Source organism: Rhizobium sp. 862_C5_N1_2 (genome assembly GCF_051811205.1).
Lineage (GTDB): Bacteria > Pseudomonadota > Alphaproteobacteria > Rhizobiales > Rhizobiaceae > Rhizobium > Rhizobium leguminosarum.
In genome coordinates, this window is record NZ_JBPWPT010000002.1 from 205,395 (window position 1) to 227,408 (window position 22,014).

At 59.7% G+C, this 22,014-nt stretch carries 18 protein-coding genes; 13 read left to right on the top strand and 5 right to left on the bottom strand.

Going from position 1 to position 22,014, the window contains the following annotated elements; genetic code table 11:
- Positions 1-12: 12 nt before the first annotated feature.
- Genes ACD590_RS25300 through ACD590_RS25320 form a run of 5 tightly spaced genes read left to right on the top strand, consistent with a single transcriptional unit; the run spans position 13 to position 4,981 of the window.
- The gene (locus ACD590_RS25300) at positions 13-837 is read left to right on the top strand and encodes an ABC transporter ATP-binding protein (RefSeq protein WP_128403272.1); all 825 of its coding nucleotides are present in this window, start codon (positions 13-15) and stop codon (positions 835-837) included.
- Positions 837-1,679, top strand: a complete 843-nt coding sequence (locus ACD590_RS25305; RefSeq protein ID WP_032981327.1) for an ABC transporter permease — start codon at positions 837-839, stop codon at positions 1,677-1,679. Before ACD590_RS25300 ends, ACD590_RS25305 begins: the two co-directional genes overlap by 1 nt.
- Positions 1,679-2,992 carry a cytosine deaminase gene (locus ACD590_RS25310; protein ID WP_131714450.1) on the top strand — a complete coding sequence of 438 codons (1,314 nt, stop codon included), beginning with the start codon at positions 1,679-1,681 and terminating at the stop codon, positions 2,990-2,992. Before ACD590_RS25305 ends, ACD590_RS25310 begins: the two co-directional genes overlap by 1 nt.
- Before the next feature lies 1 nt (position 2,993).
- Entirely contained in the window at positions 2,994-4,403 is a 1,410-nt protein-coding gene (locus tag ACD590_RS25315) for an FAD-binding oxidoreductase (protein ID WP_018245572.1), read from the top strand.
- Positions 4,400-4,981: an NAD(P)H-dependent oxidoreductase gene (locus tag ACD590_RS25320; RefSeq protein ID WP_018245571.1), complete on the top strand. Its 582-nt coding sequence runs from the start codon at positions 4,400-4,402 to the stop codon at positions 4,979-4,981. The genes ACD590_RS25315 and ACD590_RS25320 overlap by 4 nt, the downstream gene beginning before the upstream one ends.
- Before the next feature lie 122 nt (positions 4,982-5,103).
- On the opposite strand, the gene ACD590_RS25325 is transcribed toward ACD590_RS25320, so the two are convergent.
- A complete protein-coding gene (locus tag ACD590_RS25325) occupies positions 5,104-5,493 on the bottom strand; it encodes a RidA family protein (protein WP_018245570.1) in 390 nt (129 codons plus the stop codon).
- 254 nt (positions 5,494-5,747) lie between these two features.
- Positions 5,748-6,590, bottom strand: a complete 843-nt coding sequence (locus ACD590_RS25330; protein ID WP_245503993.1) for a 3-keto-5-aminohexanoate cleavage protein — start codon at positions 6,588-6,590, stop codon at positions 5,748-5,750.
- A gap of 91 nt (positions 6,591-6,681) precedes the next feature.
- On the opposite strand from ACD590_RS25330, the gene ACD590_RS25335 reads away from it, so the two are divergent.
- From ACD590_RS25335 to ACD590_RS25365, 7 genes are all read left to right on the top strand, one after another.
- A complete protein-coding gene (locus tag ACD590_RS25335; protein ID WP_131590914.1) occupies positions 6,682-7,572 on the top strand; it encodes a MurR/RpiR family transcriptional regulator in 891 nt (296 codons plus the stop codon).
- Complete coding sequence (locus ACD590_RS25340) at positions 7,569-8,900, top strand: aspartate aminotransferase family protein (protein WP_131714452.1); 1,332 nt, start codon at positions 7,569-7,571, stop codon at positions 8,898-8,900. The genes ACD590_RS25335 and ACD590_RS25340 overlap by 4 nt, the downstream gene beginning before the upstream one ends.
- A 524-nt stretch (positions 8,901-9,424) precedes the next feature.
- Positions 9,425-10,174 carry a glutamine ABC transporter substrate-binding protein GlnH gene (glnH, locus tag ACD590_RS25345; protein WP_439003637.1) on the top strand — a complete coding sequence of 250 codons (750 nt, stop codon included), beginning with the start codon at positions 9,425-9,427 and terminating at the stop codon, positions 10,172-10,174.
- 64 nt (positions 10,175-10,238) lie between these two features.
- Positions 10,239-10,895 (top strand): glutamine ABC transporter permease GlnP, encoded by a 657-nt coding sequence (gene glnP / locus ACD590_RS25350; RefSeq protein ID WP_131590917.1) that lies wholly within the window; start codon positions 10,239-10,241, stop codon positions 10,893-10,895.
- Positions 10,892-11,620 carry a glutamine ABC transporter ATP-binding protein GlnQ gene (gene glnQ / locus ACD590_RS25355; protein ID WP_131590918.1) on the top strand — a complete coding sequence of 243 codons (729 nt, stop codon included), beginning with the start codon at positions 10,892-10,894 and terminating at the stop codon, positions 11,618-11,620. Before glnP ends, glnQ begins: the two co-directional genes overlap by 4 nt.
- Complete coding sequence (locus tag ACD590_RS25360) at positions 11,610-12,656, top strand: C45 family autoproteolytic acyltransferase/hydolase (protein WP_131714453.1); 1,047 nt, start codon at positions 11,610-11,612, stop codon at positions 12,654-12,656. The genes glnQ and ACD590_RS25360 overlap by 11 nt, the downstream gene beginning before the upstream one ends.
- Positions 12,657-12,671: 15 nt before the next feature.
- Positions 12,672-13,595 carry a MurR/RpiR family transcriptional regulator gene (locus ACD590_RS25365; protein WP_018245564.1) on the top strand — a complete coding sequence of 308 codons (924 nt, stop codon included), beginning with the start codon at positions 12,672-12,674 and terminating at the stop codon, positions 13,593-13,595.
- Between the two features lie 64 nt (positions 13,596-13,659).
- Here the strand turns inward: ACD590_RS25365 and ACD590_RS25370 are convergent, their stop codons facing one another.
- Positions 13,660-15,537, bottom strand: coding sequence for a HAMP domain-containing methyl-accepting chemotaxis protein (locus ACD590_RS25370; RefSeq protein WP_131591022.1), 1,878 nt, complete (start codon positions 15,535-15,537; stop codon positions 13,660-13,662).
- 428 nt (positions 15,538-15,965) lie between these two features.
- Here ACD590_RS25370 and ACD590_RS25375 point away from each other — a divergent pair, with 428 nt between their 5' ends.
- Positions 15,966-16,685: a 4'-phosphopantetheinyl transferase family protein gene (locus ACD590_RS25375; protein WP_131590920.1), complete on the top strand. Its 720-nt coding sequence runs from the start codon at positions 15,966-15,968 to the stop codon at positions 16,683-16,685.
- Here ACD590_RS25375 and ACD590_RS25380 read toward each other — a convergent pair.
- Both ACD590_RS25380 and ACD590_RS25385 read right to left on the bottom strand, forming a co-directional pair.
- Entirely contained in the window at positions 16,658-18,010 is a 1,353-nt protein-coding gene (locus ACD590_RS25380; RefSeq protein WP_018245560.1) for a lysine N(6)-hydroxylase/L-ornithine N(5)-oxygenase family protein, read from the bottom strand. The two genes, ACD590_RS25375 and ACD590_RS25380, sit on opposite strands and share 28 nt — an antisense overlap.
- A complete protein-coding gene (locus ACD590_RS25385) occupies positions 18,007-21,999 on the bottom strand; it encodes a non-ribosomal peptide synthetase (RefSeq protein WP_439003638.1) in 3,993 nt (1,330 codons plus the stop codon). Before ACD590_RS25385 ends, ACD590_RS25380 begins: the two co-directional genes overlap by 4 nt.
- Between the last annotated feature and the right edge of the window lie 15 nt (positions 22,000-22,014).

Consider the following 22,014-nt stretch of genomic DNA (forward strand, 5'->3'; position numbering starts at 1 on the left):
AACGAGACAGCAATGCTCCCAGCAGACACCCAGGCGGTATCCCCGAAAGAGACGCGCAAGCGGCCGCTTGTTGTCATGCAGTCGGTCTCGAAGGTCTTTTCCAGCGGCACTGTCGCTCTTTCGAACATGTCGCTCACGGTCGAAAGCGGCGAGTTTGTCAGCCTGCTCGGCCCTTCCGGCTGCGGCAAGTCGACGGCGCTGCGCATCATAGCCGGTCTCGGCGATGTCACCTCGGGAACGATCGACTGGCCGAGTTCGCGCATCAATTCCAGAGGTCTGCCGGAGGGCGATATCGGCTTTGTCTTCCAGGAGCCGACGTTGATGCCCTGGAAGAACGTGTTCGACAATGTCCATCTGCCGCTGAGGTTGAGGCGCGTTTCGAAGGCAGCCGCGCATGATCAGATCATGGAAGTGCTGACCACTGTCGGCCTTCAGGATTTTGCCAAGGCCTATCCGCGCGAACTCTCCGGCGGCATGAAGATGCGCGTCTCGATCGCCCGTGCGCTGGTGACGAAGCCGAAGCTGCTGCTGATGGACGAGCCTTTCGCCGCGCTCGATGAGATCACCCGCCAGAAACTCAACGACGACGTGCTGCGGCTGTGGAAGGCGACCGGCATTACGGTGATTTTCGTGACGCATTCGGTCTTCGAGTCCGCCTATCTCTCGAACCGCATCGTCGTGATGAAGGCAAGGCCCGGGCGCGTGCATGCCGACGTCCCGCTGATCACCAGCCTCGAACGCGACGCGCACTACCGCACCTCGGAAGAATACCGCAAGGCCTGCGAAACGGTATCGCATTCGCTGATCGGGGCGATCAATTCGGCAGGGGATCATTGATGAGTGATGAAACAGACACATCGCCGCTGCTCGTTAAGGGTACCGCAAGCGCAAGGCGCCGCGATCTTGCGCTGCGCATCGCAATCCCCTTCCTCGTCATCGCTCTGTTGATCCTCGTCTGGTACGCCTATGTGAAACTGTCCGGCGTGCCGCCCTATATCCTGCCAGGACCGGCCGCTGTGGCAAATGCCTTCGTGACGGATTGGGGTACGCTCGCCCCTGCCCTCTGGGTCACCACCAAGATCACCTTCATGTCGCTGATGCTGGCGCTTGTCGGCGGCGTCGGCTTTGCGATCTTCCTGGTGCAATCGCGCTGGGTCGAGCTTGCCTTCTATCCCCTTGCCGTCATCCTGCAGGTAACGCCGATCGTGGCGATCTCGCCGCTGATCCTGATCTACGCTCCCTCCACGCAGGTCGCGCTGCTCATCTGCGCCTTCCTCGTCGCATTCTTCCCGATCCTGTCGAACATGGTGCAGGGCCTCAAGAGCGTCGACCATAACCTCATCAACCTCTTCGAGCTCTATGGCGCCTCGCGCTGGCAGACGTTGATCCATCTGAAGATCCCGGCCGCCCAGCCCTATTTCATGACCGGTCTTCGCATCGGCGGCGGGCTCGCGCTGATCGCCGCCGTCGTCGCTGAATTTGCTGCAGGCTCGGCCGGTGCCGGCTCCGGCCTCGCCTTCCGCCTGCTGGAAGCGCAGTACCGGATGAACATCCCGCGCCTCTTTGCAGCGCTGTTGATGCTCTCCATGCTTGGGGTAGCGATCTTCGGCCTCACCACCCTCATTGCCTGGCTGAGCCTTCACCGCTGGCATGAAAGCAGCATCAAACGGGAAAACTGATGACTTATTCCTTCATATCCCCGCCAAATGCGGCCCGCTTCGTGCTGAGCAATGCGACAGTGCCCGCCGTCACCCTCGAGCATGTCGACGTGCCAATCACCGAGGGACTGGCCACGGTCGATATCGTCATCAGCGACGGCATGATTGCAGCCATCCGGCCGGCCGGCGCCGCACCCGCCGATTATGCCAGGATCGATCTCAAGGACGGCATGGTCTGGCCGTGTTTTGCCGATATCCATACTCATCTCGACAAAGGCCATATCTGGCCACGCCAGGCCAATCCCGACGGCAGCTTCATGGGCGCGCTCGATGCCGTCAGGGCCGACCGGGAAGCCAACTGGTCGGCCGCAGACGTCAAACGGCGCATGGAATTCTCGCTCCGCTCCGCCTATGCCCATGGCACCAGCCTGATCCGCACGCACCTGGATTCGCTTGCGCCCCAGCATCGCATCTCCTTCGAGGTTTTTGCCGAAACCCGGGATGCCTGGAGAGACAGGATTGCACTGCAGGCGGTCGCCCTCTTCCCGCTGGATGCCATGGCAGACAGCATCTTCTTTGCCGATCTCGTCACAACGGTCAGACAGAGCGGCGGCCTGCTTGGCGGCGTCACCCGGATGGGGCCGGAGCTCGTCTGGCAGCTCGACACGCTCTTCAGGACTGCCGCGGAGCATGGCCTGGATGTCGATCTGCATGTGGACGAGACGGATGATCGCGGTGCCGAGACGCTGAAAGCAATTGCCGAGGCCGTGCTGCGCAACGGGTTCGAGGGCAAGGTGACCGCCGGCCATTGCTGCTCGCTCGCCCGCCAGGACGAAGACACCGCCGCGCGCACCGTCGCGTTGGTCGCCAAGGCAGGTATCGCGGTCATCGCACTGCCGATGTGCAACATGTATCTACAGGATCGCTATCCCGGCCGCACCCCGCGCTGGCGCGGCGTCACGCTGTTCAAGGAGCTGGCCGCTGCCGGTGTCGCGACCGCGGTCGCATCCGACAATACGCGTGACCCCTTCTATGCTTATGGCGATCTCGATCCAGTGGAGGTCTTCCGCGAGGCCGTGAGGATTTTGCATCTCGACCATCCGCTCGATACTGCCGCCCGCGTCGTCACCACCTCGCCCGCCGCCATCGTCGGACGGTCGGACAAGGGCCGTATCGCCGCCGGCGATCCGGCCGATCTCGTGCTCTTCAGCGCGCGGCGCTGGAGTGAATTCCTGTCCCGTCCGCAGTCTGACCGCGTCGTGCTTCGCCGCGGCAAGGTGATCGACCGCAGCCTGCCGGATTACCGTGAACTCGATAACGTCGTTGGAGCCTGACATGGCCGATTATCAGAAGATCAAAAAGGAACTCGAAGGCATTGCCGTTGAGGACAATCCGGCGCTGGTTCGCCAGAAGAGCCGGGATTTCTATTGGTATTCGCCTGTACTCAAAGCCCAGCTCGACAATGTGACGGCCGATATCGTCGTCACACCGAAGACCGAGGAAGAGGTCATCCGGACGCTGAAGGTCGCCTTTGCCCATGGCGTGCCGGTCACGCCGCGCGGCGCCGGCACCGGCAATTACGGCCAGGCCATGCCACTTTCCGGCGGCATCGTTCTCAATCTTGCAGCCATGGACAAGATCAAGGAGATCCATCCCGGCCGCGTCATCTGCGAACCGGGCATCGTGCTTGCCCAACTCGACAAGCAGACCAAGGCCCATTCCGGCCAAGAGCTGCGTTTCCACCCCTCCACCGCCCAGACGGCGACGGTCGGCGGTTTCATCGCCGGCGGTTCTGGCGGCGTCGGCTCGATCACCTGGGGCGGCTTGCGCGACCTCGGCAACATCCTGCGGCTGCGCGTCGTCACCATGGAGGCCGAACCGCGCGTCCTCGATCTCACCGGCTGGGATCTCCAGAAAGTGAGCCATGCCTACGGCACGAACGGCATCATCACCGAGATTGAGATGCCGCTCGCACCTGCCTATGACTGGGTCGATGTGCTCGTCGGGTATGACGACTTCATGGAAGCGGTGCGCTTCTCCGACGCGCTGGCGAAATGCAACGGCATCCTCGTCAAGGAGATCGCGCCGATCGCCGCTCCCATTCCTTTCGATTATTTCACCCGCCACAAGCCTTACATCCGTCAGGGCCAGTCGATCGTCGTGCTGATGATTGCGCCGCACTCCATGGATGCCTTTCTTGCCTTCACGGCGGCGCAGAAGGGCGAGATCATGTTCCGCTCCGACAAAGTGGAAAGCATGCGCGGCATTCCGCATGCCTATGAGCTTGCCTGGAACCACACGACATTGCGTGCGCTGAAGGTCGACCCGAGCTTCACCTATCTGCAGGTGCAATATCCAGGCCCGGACCATGTCGCCAAGGTGCGGAAGATGGTCGAAATTTTCGGTGACGAAGTGCCGGGGCATCTCGAATTCATCAAGTTTGACGGCCAGATCCAGTGCTCCGGCCTGCCGTTGGTCCGCTATACCACCGAAGAGCGGCTGGAAGAGATCATCAAGATCCACCAGGACAATGGATGCCCGATCTTCAACCCGCACCGCTATACGCTTGAAGAAGGCGGCATGAAGCGCACCGACGCTGTTCAGCTTGCCTTCAAGCAGGAAACCGATCCGAAGGGCCTGCTCAATCCCGGCAAGATGATTGCGTGGGAAAATCCTGATTTCGATTTCAACGCCGGCAAGAACTATCTCTTCCCCGGCCTGGCGGCCCTGATGGAGGCTTCATGAGGGTTCTCGTCCTCCACTCTCACCCGGTCGAGGAAAGTTACGGCAAGGCGCTTTACCGGCAGACCGTCGAGAGCCTTGAGAAGGCCGGGCATATGGTGGACGCCTGCGACCTCTATGAAGAGCAGTTCGATCCGGTGCTCTCGCGCCACGACCGGCTCGTCTATCACGACTATCCAGAAAATCTGAAGCTGGTGGCGCCCCATGTCGACCGGCTCAAAGCGGCCGAGGGGCTGGTGATCTGCACCCCGATCTGGAACTTCGGCTTTCCGGCTATCCTGAAGGGATATTTCGACCGTGTGTGGCTACCGGGTGTTTCCTTCCAATTGGTCAACGGCAAGGTAGAATCGCGGCTGCGCCACATCCGCAAGCTCGCAGCCGTCCTGACTTACGGGGCAACGCCCTTCCGCGCCTTCGCCGCCGGCAACCCGCCGAAGAAAATCGTCAAGCGCGTGCTGAGGGCGCAGATCAATCCGGTGAGGCCGGTGACGTTCCTCGCCCATTACGATATGAACAATTGCACGCCAGAGACGCGGGCAAAATTCCTCACCCGCGTCGGAGACGCGATGGAGCGATTCTAGAGCAATTCGAGCAAAAGTGTGCCGCGGTTTTGCCAGGCAAAGCGCGAAGCGCTCTTGCCGGGAATTGCGTGAAAACAAAGAGGTAGAGCCTCTCGGTGCTTCGAAGAAAAAACGGAAATGCTCTACAAGATTTTCGCGGCCGTCACCTCGACCTCGACGAGGAACTCAGGGCGCGTAAAACCGCCGATGACGAGCAAGGTGGAAACCGGCTTCGGATCGAGCGTATAGCGATCCCGGACAGCCATATAGGCCGGGAAATCCTCACGGCGGGTGACGAAGCCCGAAATGCGGATCACATCGGCAAAACTCATCTCTGCCTCCTGCAGAATCGCCTTGATCGCCTCGAAGCAGAGTTCCGCCTGAGCAGTGATGTCGCTCGGAACAGCATCATCGAGACCGATACCAAGCTGGCCCGACGTGACTAGGAGCGATGCGCCGGGCGGCACGAGCAGGCCGTGATTGTAATTTCCAAAAGGCCGGCGTACCGACGCCGGATTGAAGGTCTTCTTCATCGCTGAACTTTCCCGTAGGTCTGCAGATGCTGACCCTACAAGATGCAGCGGGATATGAGAATATCGCTGCCGCCCATAATGTCTTGCGACAAGAGGCAGGACGAGCGCCTTGATGGGATACGAAACGCAGACCCCGTAATTCAGCGGTACGCCATAGGAGAAAGGGGCTTTCGATCCGATGCCACCGCTTTGTGAGCAATCCGCCATTCCTGCCGTAGCCTTTTCTGCAAATGCTGGAACCGCCGGCGCATTGGCTAACTTGCTAGTTTAATCAATCGCTGCCTGAGATCGACGCCGCTTTCCAGTTTGTAATTTAAGCTCTGAACTGTCTGAGACACAGCGATGACAAGATCTTCGTTGCCGGATGCAGCCGCTCCATTGGGAAGCCGGGTATTGTTCTCAAAACCCACCCGCACATTTCCTCCAAACAGCGCGCCCGCTGAAACGCAGGCTGCTTCATGACAGCCGAATGCACAAACACTCCAATGCTCGAAACGTGGAATGCCGGTCGCCAGAAATGGCAGGAGATCGGTCGGCTGCGACGTCTGTTCTGCCGTGTATCGCCCAAGCACAAAGAGCACGGAAATGGTGCGCCAGGGTATGAGGCCGCGCGTCTGCATGTCCGCAAGCACTACAGCCTCGGAGGGATCGTAGAGTATGATCTGGGGGAGTACACCCTCCCGCGCCATCCAGGCCAGGAGATCGGCGAAGGCAGCTTCGAACGAGGTGTCCGGGACAAGTTCCCGTAGCGCGAGTGACACCGCTTCCGGGCATGTCTCCTTGACGACTGCGATCTGCTCGGCCGGCGTATAAACTCCGAGTGCCTCACTGGTGATCTGCACGACGAGGTCATCACCGACGCGTGACCGGATAGCCGAAATCGCCTTCCGGTATGCGTCCGCATCGAGAAGATGGCCGCCATCATTCTTGCGAACGTGGACATGAATCATCGCGGCGCCCGCCTCTTTGCATCGAACGGCGGTCTCGGCAAGCTCCGTTGCTGTCAAAGGAAGGTTCGGATGTTCCAGCTTGGTCTTGCGGCCTCCGTTCGGAGCAACCGCTATTGCGACGGACTTCAAACCAGTCTCAATACTCATGAAAGCGCTCCTCGCCTTGATCCATACGGATCATAGTATACGTTTGTGAAACATATGTTGCAATTGCCTGCAAGGGGATTATAAGTCAGACATGGACCAAGCACCTCTTCGCCAAGCCATCATTGACACGTTTGACAGCATGTCCGCGCAATTGCAGACGGCTTCGCGCTACATCCTGGACCATCCCCGCGATGTCGCCCTCCTTTCCATGCGGGAGCAATCGAAGCATGCCGGTGTCCAGCCTGCGACCATGACCCGCCTGGCAAAACATCTCGGCCTCGACGGATACGACGCGATCCGTGCGATGTATGCCGAGGCGGTGCGTGGCAAGGAGCCCGGTTTTGCCGGAAAGGCCGGGGCTCAGGTCGCCAGCCAGAAGCTCAAGGGCGACCATGCGCTCGCCGCAGACATGCTCGCCTCGATCAGCACCCAGGTCGCCCAGTTGGCGGAGCCACAATCCTTGAACCGGATCGTTGAAGCGGCCACGCTGCTCGCTGCGGCAAGACGGGTCTACTGCCTGGGACTTCGGTCGAGCCATTCAGTCACATGGCAGTTGCATTACATGATGTCGCTGATCGGCGAGAAGTCCGTCATGCTGGACGGTCTGGGCGGAACCGGCGCGGACGCCATCGGGAACGCGCGCATCGATGACGTGCTCCTCGTTGCCAGCGTTCTGCCCTATACCCGCGCGACCATCGAAATCGCTGAATACGCCCACCAAAAGGGCGTCGCTGTCGTCGCCGTGACCGACAGCGAAGTAGCGCCTCTCGCCCAGTTCGCTACCGTCGCCGTGCTCGTCGCTACCGAAAGTGCGTCCTTCTTCCATACGATGTCGCCGGCCTTCGCCGTTGCCGAAGTCCTTGGCACTCTCATCGCCGGAAACGCAGGCGAGAACGCGGTCGAAGCGCTCAGACGGTCCGACGAACTGTTTGCTTCGTTCAAAACTCATCTCAAACCACGGAACCCGAAAAAACGGTCATGACCCATATTCTGCATCGTGCAATCCATTCGAAACTTCCCGTCGCGGTGCGCGGCCAAGGTATCGAAATTTTCGATGCCGATGGAAAAGGTTATATCGATGCGTCGGGAGGAGCGGCCGTCTCGTGCCTCGGCCATGCGCATCCCGCAGTCCTTGCCGCATTGCACGAACAACTTGACACTATGGCCTATGCGCACACCGGTTTTTTCACGACCGACGTCGCCGAGCGGCTCGCTGACCGGTTGGTCGAAGACGCGCCGCAGGGCCTTGATCATGTCTATGTCGTCAGCGGTGGCTCGGAAGCGGTCGAGGCAGCGTTGAAGATGGCACGCCAGTATTTTGTCGAGAAGGGCGAACCGCGGCGCCGGCACATCATCGCCCGTCGTCAGAGCTATCACGGAAACACGCTGGGAGCGCTTGCGACAGGAGGCAACGAGTGGCGGCGTTCGCAGTTTCGGCCTCTTCTGATCGAAACACACCATATCGATCCCTGCTACGCCTATCGGCTGCGGCGCGAAGGCGAAACCGATGAAGCCTTCGCCGCGCGGTCCGCTCAGCAGCTTGAGGACAAGATTCTCGAACTTGGAGAAGATCAGGTCATCGCTTTCGTGGCGGAGACCGTCGTGGGCGCCACGTCTGGCGCAGTGCCACCGGTTGCCGATTATCTCGAGAGGATTCGTGCGATCTGCGACAGGTATGGCGTCCTGCTTATCCTCGACGAGGTCATGTGCGGGATGGGCCGGACGGGCACGCTTCACGCTTGCGAACAGGATGGTGTCGTCCCCGATCTCATGACCATCGCCAAGGGATTGGGCGGCGGTTATCAACCTGTTGGAGCCGTGCTTCTTTCGGGCAAGATCTTCGACGCCTTCGCCAATGGGTCCGGTTTCTTCCAGCATGGTCACACCTATATGGGCCACCCGATGGCCGCCGCCGCCGGCCTTGCCGTTCAAAACGTCATCCGCAACGAAAACCTTCTGGCCAATGTGGTCGCCATGGGAGATCACCTTGAAACCCGACTGATCGAACGTCTCGGCAACCACAACCATGTCGGCGACATCCGCGGACGGGGATTGTTCCGAGGCGTTGAACTTGTCAGGGACCGGTTCACCAAAACGCCGTTCGATCCATCGGCAAAACTGAACGTCCGCATTAAAAGGGAAGCGATGGCGCGAGGCCTGATGGTTTATCCGATGGGCGGCACGATCGACGGGCAAATGGGCGATCACGTTCTGTTGGCACCCCCCTTTATCGTCACGTGCCGGGATATCGACACGATCGCAGAGCGTCTCGGCGACGCGATCGATGCGGCGGTTGCCGGCCTGGCGTAGTCCTCCCGGATGGCTTGCCAATCGCATAAGCAAGCGATCAGCTTTTCCTGCTTTCTTGACCGAAGCCGACCTCCACAGAGGCGGGCTTTTTTCTGTCGTGCGCGCGAAACGGCTTTGCGCGCTATTTCAGACCAGCATTTGCGCCCATGACGCGGGTTTAATCGACATTGTAATAATTTGTGATCCATTCGTTTCGTGAGTAAAATATGTGATCTATATGGATCATTTTTGACCGCCTTGGCCATTTTGTGTGCGCGTTCGAAAAGCCGTCGTTTTACTTCAAGATTTCCGGCTCACGCTAACCGGTTGGAATCTCAGAGATCTACCGCCGCGACAGTCTTTAGGCGTCGGCATTGGATGTTTCCGTTATTGGCAAGCGGCGCCTTGCTTTTGGTCATTCCTCACACCCTCTCGACACGGCAGTGCAAATTTTGAATGCGACAGCATTAATAATGCAGTCTATATTTGCGTACGTCGATCAAAGGCAAACGCCGAATGCATTTGCCCAAAAAAGGGGAACTCACATGAGACTGAGATTTGGATACCTACTTGGAGCCGCTGTTGCAGCGACAATCGCGTTCTCACTGCCGGCACGCGCCGCCGATCTGGTCGTTGCCACCGATACGGCATTCGTACCGTTCGAGTTCAAGGAAGGCGACAAGTATGTCGGCTTCGACATCGACCTCTGGGATGCTGTCGCTAAGGACATTGGCGTCACCTACACACTGCAGCCGATGGACTTCAACGGCATCATTCCCGCCCTGCAGACGAAACAGGTCGATGTCGGTCTCGCCGGCATCACGATCAAGGACGAACGCAAGAAGGTTATCGATTTCTCCGACGGCTACTATGACAGTGGCTTCCTGCTGATGGTTCCGACGGACAGCGCTATCAAGGGACCGGAAGACCTCAAGGGCAAGACGCTTGCCGTGAAGACAGGAACTTCCGCCACCGACTACGCCAAGGAGAACTTCAAGGATTCGGAACTGCGCCTGTTCCCGAACAGCGACAACGCCTATCTCGAAGTTGCAACGGGCCGCGCCGACGCTGCGATGCACGACACGCCGAACGTGCTCTATTACATCAAGACCAATGGCCAGGGTAAAGTGAAGACCGTCGGTGCCCAGATGATGGCACAGCAGTACGGCATGGCGTTCCCCAAGGGCAGCGAACTTGTCGCCAAGGTCAACGCCTCGCTGGCCAAGCTGAAGGCTGACGGCACATATACCACCATCTACAGGAAGTGGTTCGGTACCGAGCCGCCCAAGAGCTGATCTCCAAAACGAGATTATCAGCGCCGGCCCCGCCGGCGCTCCTTCCTCGATGGAGATGATTTCTATGGAATTCGAATGGTCGGTCGTCTGGCAGGCGCTGCCGGAACTGTTCAAGGGCGCGCAGCTTACGGTCATGATCGCGCTGGCCGGGCTTGTCGGTGGCCTTATCATCGGCATCGTTGCCGGCCTGATGCGCGCCTATGGCAATGTCGTCCTGAACGCGATCGCTTTCATATATGTCGAACTCATCCGTGGCACGCCGATCGTCGTGCAGGTCATGTTCATCTATTTTGCGCTTCCGTTGGTCGCCGATATCAGGATCAATCCGATCACCGCGGCGATCACCGCGATCGTCGTCAATGCCGGGGCCTATATCGCCGAAATCGTCCGGGGATCGTTTCTGTCCATCCACAAAGGATTGAAGGAAGCCGGGCTCGCACTGGGTCTTCCACTCTGGAAAGTGCTGTTCTACGTCATAGGGCCACTAGCCTTCCGGCGCATGATCCCGGCGCTCGGAAACCAATTCATCGTCAGTTTGAAGGACACGTCGCTGTTCATCGTCATCGGTGTGGGCGAACTGACCCGCCAGGGCCAGGAAATCATGGCGGCGAACTTCCGCGCCGTCGAAATCTGGTCAGCCGTTGCCGTGTTCTATCTGATCATGACCGGAACGCTGACCCTCATCCTGCGTGTAACCGAGAAAAGGATGCGAATCCTGTGAGCCTCGTCGAATTCAAAAATGTCACCAAGAACTTTGGGCCGATTTCGGTCTTGAAGGACGTCGATCTCACGATTGACGAAGGTGAGGTCGTCGTATTGATCGGCCCGTCCGGATCCGGAAAGTCCACCCTGCTGCGTTGCATCAACGCGCTTGAGGAGATCAACGGCGGCGATCTGATCGTTGATGGAATCAGCGTACGGGAAAGCCGTTCCAAGGTCCGGTTGATCCGGCAGGAAGCTGGGATGGTGTTTCAGCAGTTCAATCTGTTCCCGCAGATGACTGCGCTCGAGAATGTTGCGTTTGGACCCCGCAGGGTCCGCAACCTGAGCAAGGCGGACGCAACCGAACAGGCAACGGCGCTGCTTGCAAAGGTCGGGCTAGCGGACCGCGGCCATCACTATCCGTCGGAGTTGTCTGGAGGCCAGCAGCAACGTGTCGCCATCGCTCGCGCCCTGGCGGTCAAACCGAAGCTGATGTTGTTCGACGAACCGACTTCGGCGCTTGATCCGGAACTGCGTCATGAGGTGTTGCGCGTCATGCAGTCGTTGGCCGAAGAGGGCATGACGATGATCGTGGTGACGCATGAAATCGGTTTCGCCCGCAAGGTCGGAACCCGGCTGATCTTCATGGAGAACGGCAACATCGCCGTTGACGGCGATCCGGCCGTTCTCCTCGACAGCCCCGAAAATCCACGCCTCCGCGAGTTCCTGCAGCATGTCCATTGACACAGACTATCGCCTTGCCAGCCTGACCCTTTCGGGAAGCCACTACGATATCGGACAGGGTCTCGGTCGTCATGGCGCGTCCCTCGTTCACGGACACCTCGTCAAGACATATGCCTGGGCGACGGTCATGGCGCTCAGGCACGACGACCGCATACGTGCGGCGAGATCATTAGTCGAGGAGCGCTATCCGCAGTATCTGCAGGAACTCTCAGGCTTGGCAGACGGACTGGAGCTGCCCTTCGACGAAGTCTTTGCGTGGAACTGCCGAGGCGACGTCTGGGCGATGGCGCCGGATGGCTGCACTACGGTCCAGATACCCGGTTCATTCCCGGTCATAGCCCATAACGAAGACGGCGATCCGGGGCTGCGGTCGCGATGCGGGCTGGCGACCATCACCCCGGACCAGGGTCAGCCATTCACGGCATTCGTCTATCCGGGATCGATACCCGGCCATACATTTGCGATCAATGGAAGCGGTCTCGTGCTTACCGTGAACAACATCCGCTCAACGCTTGCCGGAGATGGATTGCCGCGGATGGTGCTGAGCCGCGCCGTTCTCGACTGCGCGACGATCGACGCCGCACTGACTTTACTATCCGAGGCACCGCGCTCCGGCGCGTTCCACTTCACGCTGGCGCAGGCAGGGCAGTCCCGCTTGGTCAGCGTCGAGTTCACGCATGCGAACTGCTCGATCGCGGAAATCACCAACCCAGCCGTCCATGCAAACCATCTTGTCCATGTGGAGATGGCATCCGAGCCGCAAATCATAACGGGGTCTTCCGGCTCTCGGCAGGAACGTGGTCAGGATATTCTCGATGCAAGCGACGAACCGCCGGCACCATTGTCTGTCCTATGGGATCAAGAACAGCGCATTCTTCCGATCTACCGCGCCCAGCCGGACGATCCTGATAACGAGAACACCCTTGCGACCGCCGTATTCAAAATCGGCGAGGACAGCGTCGACTGGGCTGTTTATGATAGCGCGGGATCGGCGGCACGTTTCGAAAATACCGGCCTGAAGATCGCGACAATGTGACATCGAGGCAGACGCATGGTTTTGACGGATGGAGCGACTGGATTTGCAAAACCGGCGACAATCGAGGAACTCCGAAACCTCACGGTGAGCATCAACCGTGAGAACGCCAACATCTCTCTCGGCAACAAGGCTCTCGACGTGTTGGCGAAGCTGGTGGACACACCGGAACAGACCGCGGTTCGAACCATTTCCGAGCTGGCCGACACCCTCGGGGTGAACCCTTCGACCCTGACGCGGCTTTCGCAGAAGCTCGGCTTTACCGGGTTCAGCGATTTGCAAAGTGTTTTCCGCCAGGCGTTTTCCGCTGACGATCGGTACTTCTATAGCCGGCAGGCGGGGCGTCTTCTTTCCACGAAGGAAGACAGCGAGGAGGAGCTGCATATCTTCGACAGGCTCGGTCTCGAGACCAAGAACAACATCGACGGTTTCCTGACGCAGCTTGACCCCAAGTCGCTGCTTGAAGCCGCCGGCCTGCTTGCAAACGCCCGCCGCGTGAGGGTCCACGGTGTCCGTCAATTCCACGCGTTTGCAAGCTTTCTGACCTATGGTCTGGGGATGTTGCGGAGCGACGTCTCGCTTCTGGATGCGCCTCGCCTTGGTGTTGCCGAAGCCTTGGCACAACTCGAAAAGGGCGACGTCGTGGTGGTGGCGAGTTGCGCGCCATACACACGCAGTGTCGCGAACGTGGCAGAAGTCGCAGCCAAACTCGGCCTCGCCGTCATAGCGGTGACGGACACGCGTGCCTCCCCCCTCGTTGGGCCGTCGCAACACGCATTTTTCATTCCCCACACGAGCAGCTTTTTCAGCAATAGCATGGGGGCCTACATCGTGTTCTGTGAAGGTTTGCTCAATCTCGTCGCGCACGAGATGGGTGATCGCGCAATGACAGGTCTTGCTTCGCGAGAAGCGCTGATCAGGTCGATGAAGGTGGAAGTCTAGCCCGGCGTATTTGCCAAGGGCAGTCCAAGTTGTCGCGTGTACCTGATCTGACGTCCGCCGCGCGTCATCTTTGCGTCACGCGCCGCGAAGCGACCAAGTGGATTGGACTGTTGCCTTCGAAAGCCCGTCCGCTGCGCTGTCCGTCCGCCGCGCCTTTGTCGCCGTCCAATTGAAACTGGTTGACCAGATCCCGCAGACGGCCTGCCTCGGAGGACAATGAGGCAACGGCAGCCGTCGACTGCTCAACCATCGCCGCATTTTGCTGGGTCGCCTGGTCCATCTGATTGACGGCCGTGTTGATTTCGGCAAGTCCCGTCGACTGCTCACGCGCCGATGTGGCAATCGCATCCATGAGTTGGTTGATGTGCACGACGTACTCACCGATCGACTTCAGCGACGTTCCGGTTTCGAGAACCAGTTTCACGCCATTTTCCACGTCAGTTGATGACTTTTGAATAAAGCCCTTGATCTCCTTGGCCGCTTGAGCGGCGCGCTGGGCAAGCTCACGGACTTCCTGGGCGACCACCGCAAAGCCTTTGCCCGCCTCACCCGCACGGGCAGCCTCAACGCCGGCATTCAACGCCAAGAGGTTCGTCTGGAAGGCGATTTCATCAATTGCACTAATGATGTTGGAAATCTGCTGTGAACTTTCCTCGATGCGTCGCATGGCCTGTTCCGCTTCCGAGACCACACTTGCCGACCGCTGAGCGCTGATATCGGCTTCTTTGGCCACATTGCGTGCCTCGTCGGTGCGTTTGGTCGCCATCGTCACATTCGACGTGATCTCGTCCAAGGCTGCGGCCGTCTCCTCGAGAGAGGCGGCTTGTTGCTCGGTACGCTTGGAAAGATCCTGCGCCGCCGATGCAATCTCCCCGGTACCGTTGTCTATGCTGTGTACCGTCTGGAGCACTGCGCCGATCGTCGCGCCCAATTGCCGGAGCGAAGCGTTGAAGTCTTCGCGCAAGGCTTCGTATTCGGCCGCAAATTGCTCCGAAAGCTGGAAGGATATGTCGCCTGCTGCAAGCCGCCGGAGGCCTCCGCCCAATGTCGTGGTCGCGAAGCGCAATTGTTCCGCCTCGCGTTCGGCGCGCTGCTGGGCGGCGGCGCGCGCTGCCTCGCTCTCGCTGCGAGATTCGGCGGCTTCCTTTTCAAGCCTGACGACGTTGAGGGCATTCTGGCGAAAGATTTCAACCGCGCCGGCCATTTCGCCGACTTCATCGGCGCGACCGGCATAGGGAATATCACTGTCAAGATCGCCATCCGACAAGCGCCTCATGGCGGAAGCGATGCTTCGGATCGGGTTGGCGATGCCCGATATCGCAAAGAAGATGCCGGCAATGGCAAGAAGCACGGCCAGCCCTGCGATCGCGGCCGTCAGCATGAAAGCGGATTGCGCAGAATCACCGCTTGCGGTCACAAAGCCTTCGGCCTGGCTGAGAATGAAAGCGACCAGATCCGCCACCGCCTTGTTCACCAACTCGGCTTGCGGCTCCATATTTTCCTTGAAGAGGCGGATTGCTTCAGGCGTCTTCCCGTCATTTTCAAACGCGATCATTTGCTCTGACAGCGCGCGATATTTGGCGAGTTCCGGCTTGATCTGATTGATCAGTTCCCGCCCACGCTCGGTGCGCACGCCCTTTTCGTATTCGCTGACAACTTTCTCGACCGCGGCGCCGGCGGCATCGATTTTTTGCTGTCCGACCTTCCGCTCCTCCGCTGTATCCTCCAGGAGATACTGGGCATAGACCAATTTCAGGTCGAGGAAGTCATCCTTGATCTCGCGAGCCGTCACAAGCCGCTGCATCCAGAAGGTCCCGATCTGCTCAGTATTGGCACGAAGTGTGGAAATCGTGCTCAGCGAGACATAGGACAGGCCAACCATGAACAGACTGATGATCGACAGCTTTAAGATCAGGGCTTGCTTGATACTCGGGCGCTTCATGCGGGTCTCCTCGAAGGTAGCTGGGACGACCGGCGTGCCGGTTGATGCAAGATCTCGCGCCAGATTCAATAATTTAGTGTTAACTAAACAATGATCTCGCTTCATTTCCTCAGATCTTCTAAGCAGATCCATACTTCCGCGATCAATTCAGCGCCCTGCGACTTAAAGTTCCTGGAAATCCAAGGAAATAGCAGCCATGGCGAGCGAAAATCTCACCACATCAGGTCTCGATACCAAGAAAAGGATCGATCGACATTGATTCGGATCGGCACGATCTGGTCATCTTCGCCACGGAGAACGAACGTTGGAATGTCCGATCGCCTTCAAGACGGGAAACGCCGATCCGCTCACGCAGCTCTCCTGCCGTACGCGACGTCGGCAAGCACCTGCATGCTTGCCAATCGATCCACGGAACACATACTGGGTCCATGCAGCAATCAGAAAACCAACCTGCCGACATTGAAATAGCGCTCTGGCAGTATTCCAAGAACGAAAGCGACTGGAACCGCTGGATGCAGTCGCTTTCATCGGATGAACGGGGTCGCGCCGCGAGCTATCGGTTTGAACGAGATCGGGCATCGTTCATTGCCGGCCGGTATCTCTTGCGGCAACTGTTGAGCCTGCAGACCGGGATATCGCCGAGCAAGGTCCCATTGTCTCCAGACAGGCACGGCAAGCTGAGGCTTGAGGGTCCTGATAGGCCGCAATTCAGCCTCGCCAATGCTGACGGGCTTGTCGCCGTCGCTATCGCTTCAGGATGTGATTACGTGGGAATAGATTGCGAGCGCGTCGACGCCGAGATCGAAGAGGCGGCAATGGATAGCTATTGCAGCGCAGATGAACGGCGCTGGCTCGTGGAATTGCCTGCGTCCGAACGCGCGCGCGCGGCCATTGCACTTTGGACCCTTAAGGAGAGCCATCTAAAGGCACTCGGCGTCGGGCTACGCGAGGATCCCCGCAACGTCGCCTTTTCCTGGAGGGATGGCATCCCCGTCATGGTCGAAGGCGGCGATCGCGATCGGCGCTGGCATCACCGTCTGGTCGAAAGCGTCAGCCAGCACGTCGTCGCGCTGGCTGCTTGTTCTCAATCCGGGCTCCCCGGCATTTCGACACGCCTATTTCAGGACGATAACATGCCGTCCGAATAGCCGGCTCGGAGCTGATGAGGCATTGCGGCAGCGGTCTCCGTCGCCCAGGCCAGTTGCCCATTGTCGGGTTCAGCATCGAAATGTTGCCGGCCGATAAGCGTATTGACGATGGTTGCGCTGCGCCAGGCCATGAGGCTGAGCTGAGAGTCGGCGATACCGTGCGAATAGCGCCCCGCATTCTGCGCAAACACCCGGTTGGTCCGCGGACCCGTCCACTGCATCGTGTAGTCGTCATTGAGAAGCGGATAGCCGTTTCTGTCGAGCGTTATCCTGTCGCCCAGCGAGCCGAGAGCATCCGGCAATCGGAACCGGTAGCCGGTTGCCAGCACCACCGCATCTGCATGCAGCACCTCGATCCCGCCGTCGAATTGGTTCCTGACGATGAGCCGGTAGGCATTGCCGTTCCGCTCCATCTGAATCACATCGCGATTGGGCGCCAGAGAGGCATTGAGCGTGCTCGGCTCGAGGTAGCGCAACGCATAGAGGCGGCGATAGATCGAGTGAATCGTCGAAATCGACAAGCCGTCGCTGGTCAGGATCGAGTTCTTCAAAGCGGCCTGCTTCTGCTCGCCGCCGAGCTTCAGATAGGCCTGGACGTATTCCGGTGAGAAGACCTGGTTCGAAAACGGCGTATCGTTGATCGGCTCGAAATTATGACGCCGGCTGATCCATGTCAGCTCCGTCATGGAACCGGGATCGCCAAGCAAGGCTTCGACGACCTCGCCGCCGCTTTGACCGCCGCCGACCACGACGATGCGGGCGGTGCCGAGATCGCCGAGACGCGATTTGGCCTCGCTGTTATGAAAGCAATCGGCCCCTAGAAACGGTTTTGCCCAGTCGGGCACGAAGGGTGAAGATCCCGTGCCGATCACCAGGTTTCGCGCTTCTTCCTGTCCGTTGTCGAACCGCAGGAAGAAGCGGTCGTCGCGGTGCTCGACGTCGCGGATCTCCGTGCCAAAGCGCAGGCCGTCCACGCCGTTGGCGACCCAGGCGAGATAACGTGCAAATTCCTGCCGGGGAACGGCCTCATAATTGGCGTTCAGGAAAGCGTAGAGCCTCTTATGGGCAACCAGATAGGAGACGAATGACCAGCGGCTGGTCGGCAGGACCGGGGTGACGAGGTCTTTCAGAAAGGACGATTGCAGCTCGACGCCGGGCATCATCATGCCGGGATGCCAGTCGAAGGAGTCTCGTCGCTCGAAGAAGCGGCTTCTGATCTCGGGCACCGACTCGAACAGGCAGGCGAGGCTCAGATTGGAGGGGCCGATGCCGATGCCGGCAATATCCAGCGGCTCGGCATCCCTGCGGGCGAAAGCGACGGTCATGCGATATCCTTCTCTGTTTCCTTGAGACGCAGGGCAAGCCTTGAGTGGAAGGCGGGAGACCCGATCATGTGCAGATGGTTGGTGCCGGTGATGATTTCGGCCGCATGCGCCCGCGGCGACAGGCGGCGCCAGTCGATCAGGTTGAGGCCGCGGTTGAGGCTGTCGTCTGCAGCCCAGGGATAGATCGGTACATCGTGAGGAACGAGCTGGTGCTTGCGGAAGATCAGGGCATTGTCGATAAGCACCCAAAACGTATGCTCACGACTGCTGATATCAGGCCCGTCGTTTGGAAGCGGGTCCTTTTCGTCGCCGACAAAACGCAGGAACTGGTCGTAGGTATCCGCGTCCATCGTCGACAGCAGCCGATCCCATTCGGGACGCATCGCCGTTCGTCCAAGCCACGCCTGCACGTCTCGATGAAGTTCATCGCGCTCGCCGGGCCGGAACCTCGGCTTTGCGCCGATCGCGAATTCCGATCCGAGATCGCAAACGTCGACCATCGCCATCATCCTGACGTCGACTTGATCACTGAGGGCGCGGGCAGCCTCGTAGGCCAGAAGCCCGCCCCAGGACCAGCCGAGGAAATAGCAGGGCGCGCCCTGACTATGTGTCCTGATATAATCGACATAGCTCTCGATGATCTCTTCGACCGGAGCGCCGACTGCCTTTTTCTCGGAGAGCGAGTGGCATATGAAGCCGGTCGCCGGCTGATCGGCTCCGAGATAGTCGACGAGCTTGACATATTCGCGGGTGCTGACGAGAAGCCCCGGGAAGCAGTAGAGCCGCGGCTTGGCGCCGGAAGCGCGCAGCACGATCACCTCGGAGAGATCCCGTTGATCCCCCTGCTCCATCACGCCGGCAAACGAGCGAATGGTGGGGTTGTTGAAGATATCGGCGACGATGAGCGGGGTTTTCGGCCGGCGCTGCCGGAGCAAGGAAAGAATACGGATCGCTCCGAGCGAATTGCCGCCGATCGCGAAGAAATTGTCCTCGACGCTGATTGCTTCCAACTTGAGTACCTGCCGCCAGACATCCAGCACCTCTTCTTCGAGCACGGTTGCCGGCTCGACGATTGCGCGCTTGACCGGTTGTGGCGCCGGCAGCGCAAATCGATCGAGCTTGCTGTTCGGATTGGTCGGCATTTTTTCCAGTTCGACCACGGCAGCCGGCACCATATAGGACGGCAGGCTGCGCTCGAGGCCGGTGCGGGTCGTCTCGACGTCAAGCGTCTCGTCTTTTTTCGGGACGACGTAGGCAACGAGTGCCTTTTCGCCGTCGGCATCGTCATCGCGCAGGACGACCAGAGCCTCGCCGACGCCGGGTTGCTGCAGGAGCGCCGCTTCGATCTCACCAAGCTCGATCCTGTAACCACGCAGCTTCACCTGATGGTCGACACGACCGACGAATTCGACGGTTCCGTCATCACGCCAACGCGTCAGATCGCCGGAACGATAAAGCCGGCCGCCCTCCGTGAAGAACGGATCGGGGATGAAGCGGTCCGCCGTCGTATCCGGCTTGCCGAGATAGCCGCGTGCGATACCCTCACCACCGATATAGAGTTCGCCCGTCACGCCGATCGGGCACGGATTGAGGTCAGGGTCGAGCACATAGACGCGCCTTAACCCGACAGCGCGACCGAGGGGAGCATAGACCCCCTGGAACTTCGTGCCCGCCCTCACCTTCCAGACCATCGGCGTCATGATGGTTTCGGTCGGCCCGTAGCCGTTGATCAGCCATTCCGATTTCAGCGCCCGCGACAGCAGATCGAAGGTCGGTTGCGCCAGCCCCTCGCCGCCGAAGGAGTAAAGGCGCATCGGCGGCGCGCCGTCTGAAATATCAGCCCATTCCGCCAGCTGCTGCAGATAGGTTGTGGGAATGCTGGCATTGTTGGCGCCGTGCTTGCGCATGGCCGTCAATGTCTCTTCCGGCGTCCACAGCGGCTGATCGGGAAGAATGATACTGCCGCCCTCCATCAGCGGGTTCATCCATCGCTCGTGCCCGCCGTCCGAACTGAAAGGCAGGAACGGCAGCTCACGGGACGCCGAGCTCATGCCATAGACACGCGAGGTGTTCTGCAGATGGTGCGTCAGCGGGCCGTGCTCGACGGCCACGCCCTTCGGCAATCCGGTCGATCCGGAGGTATACATGACATAGGCCAGCTGATCCTTGTGAGTGGGAATATCGAGCGGCGTATCCGGCTCGCCGTCGAGGTCGATCTTGTCGAGGTCGAGGATAATGGCGTCGAGCTCTTCCGGCAGCCGATGGCGAAGCCAGCTGTGGGTCAGAACGATTTTGACACCGCCATCGCGCAGAATGTGATGGTTGCGTACCGGCGGATGGTCGGGCTCGACCGGGATATAGGCGCCGCCCGACTTCAGCGTCGCGAGGATCCCGACGATTGCCTCTGGCGAGCGCTTGATGAAGATGGCGACCGTCACCTCGGCGCGAACACCCAGCTGACGCAACCGATGTGCGAGACGGTTGGTGCCGGCCTCTAGCCAGCCATGGCTCCATTCCTCGTCACCGTAGACAATCGCCGTCTTCTCCGGCGTCTGGCGCGAATGGGCTGATATCAGCTCGTGGACCGGCCTGTCATCGTTGACCACGTCATCTTCGTAGGGCGCCGACAACTGGTCGAGCTCGTCGCTGCCCACAAGTTCGATGTCCTTGATCCGCACGTTCGGCCGCGCAACGATCTGCTCGAGCACAAGGATGAAATGCCGGGAGACACGGGCAATCAGGGCGCTGTCATAGAGATCCTGTGCATAATCGATCAGCCCGGATGCAGCACCATCCAGACCTGCTTCGATCACCAGGGAAAGCTCGCTGTCGGCGCGCGCGCCCAGGGGCTCCAGATTTGTTGCGTGCCCGGGGATCGGATACGGCTCGCGGAATTCGAACAGGGCTTTGACCACGGCTTCCTGGGCCGCCGCTTCGTCGACGACCAGTTCCTGGGTGATGCGCTCCAGCGGAACCAGCCGGGCAAGCCCCTCCTGCGTTACCGAAGTGATCGCAGTGATGACATCGTCGAGCGAATTTCTGGATGTTAGCGATAGGGTGAGGGGAAGGATCTGTTCGGCACGGCCGCGGATCGCAAGGTGCTCCTTCTGTGGCCGCGCGATCAGGAGCCCGGTCAGCAAGGCGTAGTTGCCGCTGTAGCGTGCCAGGAGCGCGCAAAAGGCGGCATGCAACACGCGCTCGACTTGATATCCCTTTTGCTGCGCATATCGATCGAGCTTTTCCCAGAGACCGGGTTCGATCGAAAATCGATGCTGAGCGCGTGCCACGCCTGCCAGCCCGCCACTGTTGAAGCGGGTGGGAAAGGTCGTGGCCGCGTAGTCGAGGCCGATCGTTTGCCGCCAGTAGGAGAGGGATTGCTGCGCCTGCTCTGTCTGCAGCCACTCGGCCTCCCGCGTTCCGGCCAAGATATCTGTCAGCTGCGTGTCGCCGGCGGGTCCGCCATCGAGAATTCGCGTTAGGGAGCCGGCGAGAACGGACTTCTCGCGATCGTCTGAGATGATTGGATGAAGCACGATCGTCAGAAGCGACTGTCCGTCGGCAAGCAAGACAATCTGAACACGCGCCGGCGGACCGGCAAGAAGATCGAAGCGTCTGTCGCGGAAGGCTTTCTGTGCGGCCCAAGCATCCGACTCGGCAAGAGCAGCACCTTCACCGACAATCTCGATCGGTACTGAGTTCAATACGCCGCAGTACTGTTCGACGCGACCGCCCGCCAGCCGTCGGAATCGGGTGGCAAGGAAGGGATGTTGCGCCACCAGCGTCCGGCAGGCGCCGGCAAGCGTCTTGACGTCGACCGCCGGGTTCAATCGCAGCGAAATGACCTGATCGGGAAAGACCGTGTAGTTGCCGATCTGCTCCAGCGACCAGATACGCTTCTGGGCGATCGTCAGTGGAAAGCTCTCGAAGACCGCGTCCGGTGCGACATCGGTCGGGTAGGCATCTGCGAAGTTTGTGATCTGCTTGTTCATCCGTGTCATCCAGCC

Coding starts and splice junctions, on each gene's coding strand:
- ACD590_RS25320 (WP_018245571.1), top strand. CDS start 4,400: ATGAGGGTTCTCGTCCTCCACTCTCACCCGGTCGAGGAAAGTTACGGC.
- ACD590_RS25360 (WP_131714453.1), top strand. CDS start 11,610: ATGTCCATTGACACAGACTATCGCCTTGCCAGCCTGACCCTTTCGGGA.
- ACD590_RS25305 (WP_032981327.1), top strand. CDS start 837: ATGAGTGATGAAACAGACACATCGCCGCTGCTCGTTAAGGGTACCGCA.
- ACD590_RS25310 (WP_131714450.1), top strand. CDS start 1,679: ATGACTTATTCCTTCATATCCCCGCCAAATGCGGCCCGCTTCGTGCTG.
- glnH (WP_439003637.1), top strand. CDS start 9,425: ATGAGACTGAGATTTGGATACCTACTTGGAGCCGCTGTTGCAGCGACA.
- ACD590_RS25335 (WP_131590914.1), top strand. CDS start 6,682: ATGGACCAAGCACCTCTTCGCCAAGCCATCATTGACACGTTTGACAGC.
- ACD590_RS25315 (WP_018245572.1), top strand. CDS start 2,994: ATGGCCGATTATCAGAAGATCAAAAAGGAACTCGAAGGCATTGCCGTT.
- ACD590_RS25380 (WP_018245560.1), bottom strand. CDS start 18,010: ATGACCGTCGCTTTCGCCCGCAGGGATGCCGAGCCGCTGGATATTGCC.
- ACD590_RS25365 (WP_018245564.1), top strand. CDS start 12,672: ATGGTTTTGACGGATGGAGCGACTGGATTTGCAAAACCGGCGACAATC.
- ACD590_RS25385 (WP_439003638.1), bottom strand. CDS start 21,999: ATGAACAAGCAGATCACAAACTTCGCAGATGCCTACCCGACCGATGTC.
- ACD590_RS25375 (WP_131590920.1), top strand. CDS start 15,966: ATGCAGCAATCAGAAAACCAACCTGCCGACATTGAAATAGCGCTCTGG.
- ACD590_RS25370 (WP_131591022.1), bottom strand. CDS start 15,537: ATGAAGCGCCCGAGTATCAAGCAAGCCCTGATCTTAAAGCTGTCGATC.
- glnP (WP_131590917.1), top strand. CDS start 10,239: ATGGAATTCGAATGGTCGGTCGTCTGGCAGGCGCTGCCGGAACTGTTC.
- ACD590_RS25325 (WP_018245570.1), bottom strand. CDS start 5,493: ATGAAGAAGACCTTCAATCCGGCGTCGGTACGCCGGCCTTTTGGAAAT.
- ACD590_RS25340 (WP_131714452.1), top strand. CDS start 7,569: ATGACCCATATTCTGCATCGTGCAATCCATTCGAAACTTCCCGTCGCG.
- ACD590_RS25330 (WP_245503993.1), bottom strand. CDS start 6,590: ATGAGTATTGAGACTGGTTTGAAGTCCGTCGCAATAGCGGTTGCTCCG.
- ACD590_RS25300 (WP_128403272.1), top strand. CDS start 13: ATGCTCCCAGCAGACACCCAGGCGGTATCCCCGAAAGAGACGCGCAAG.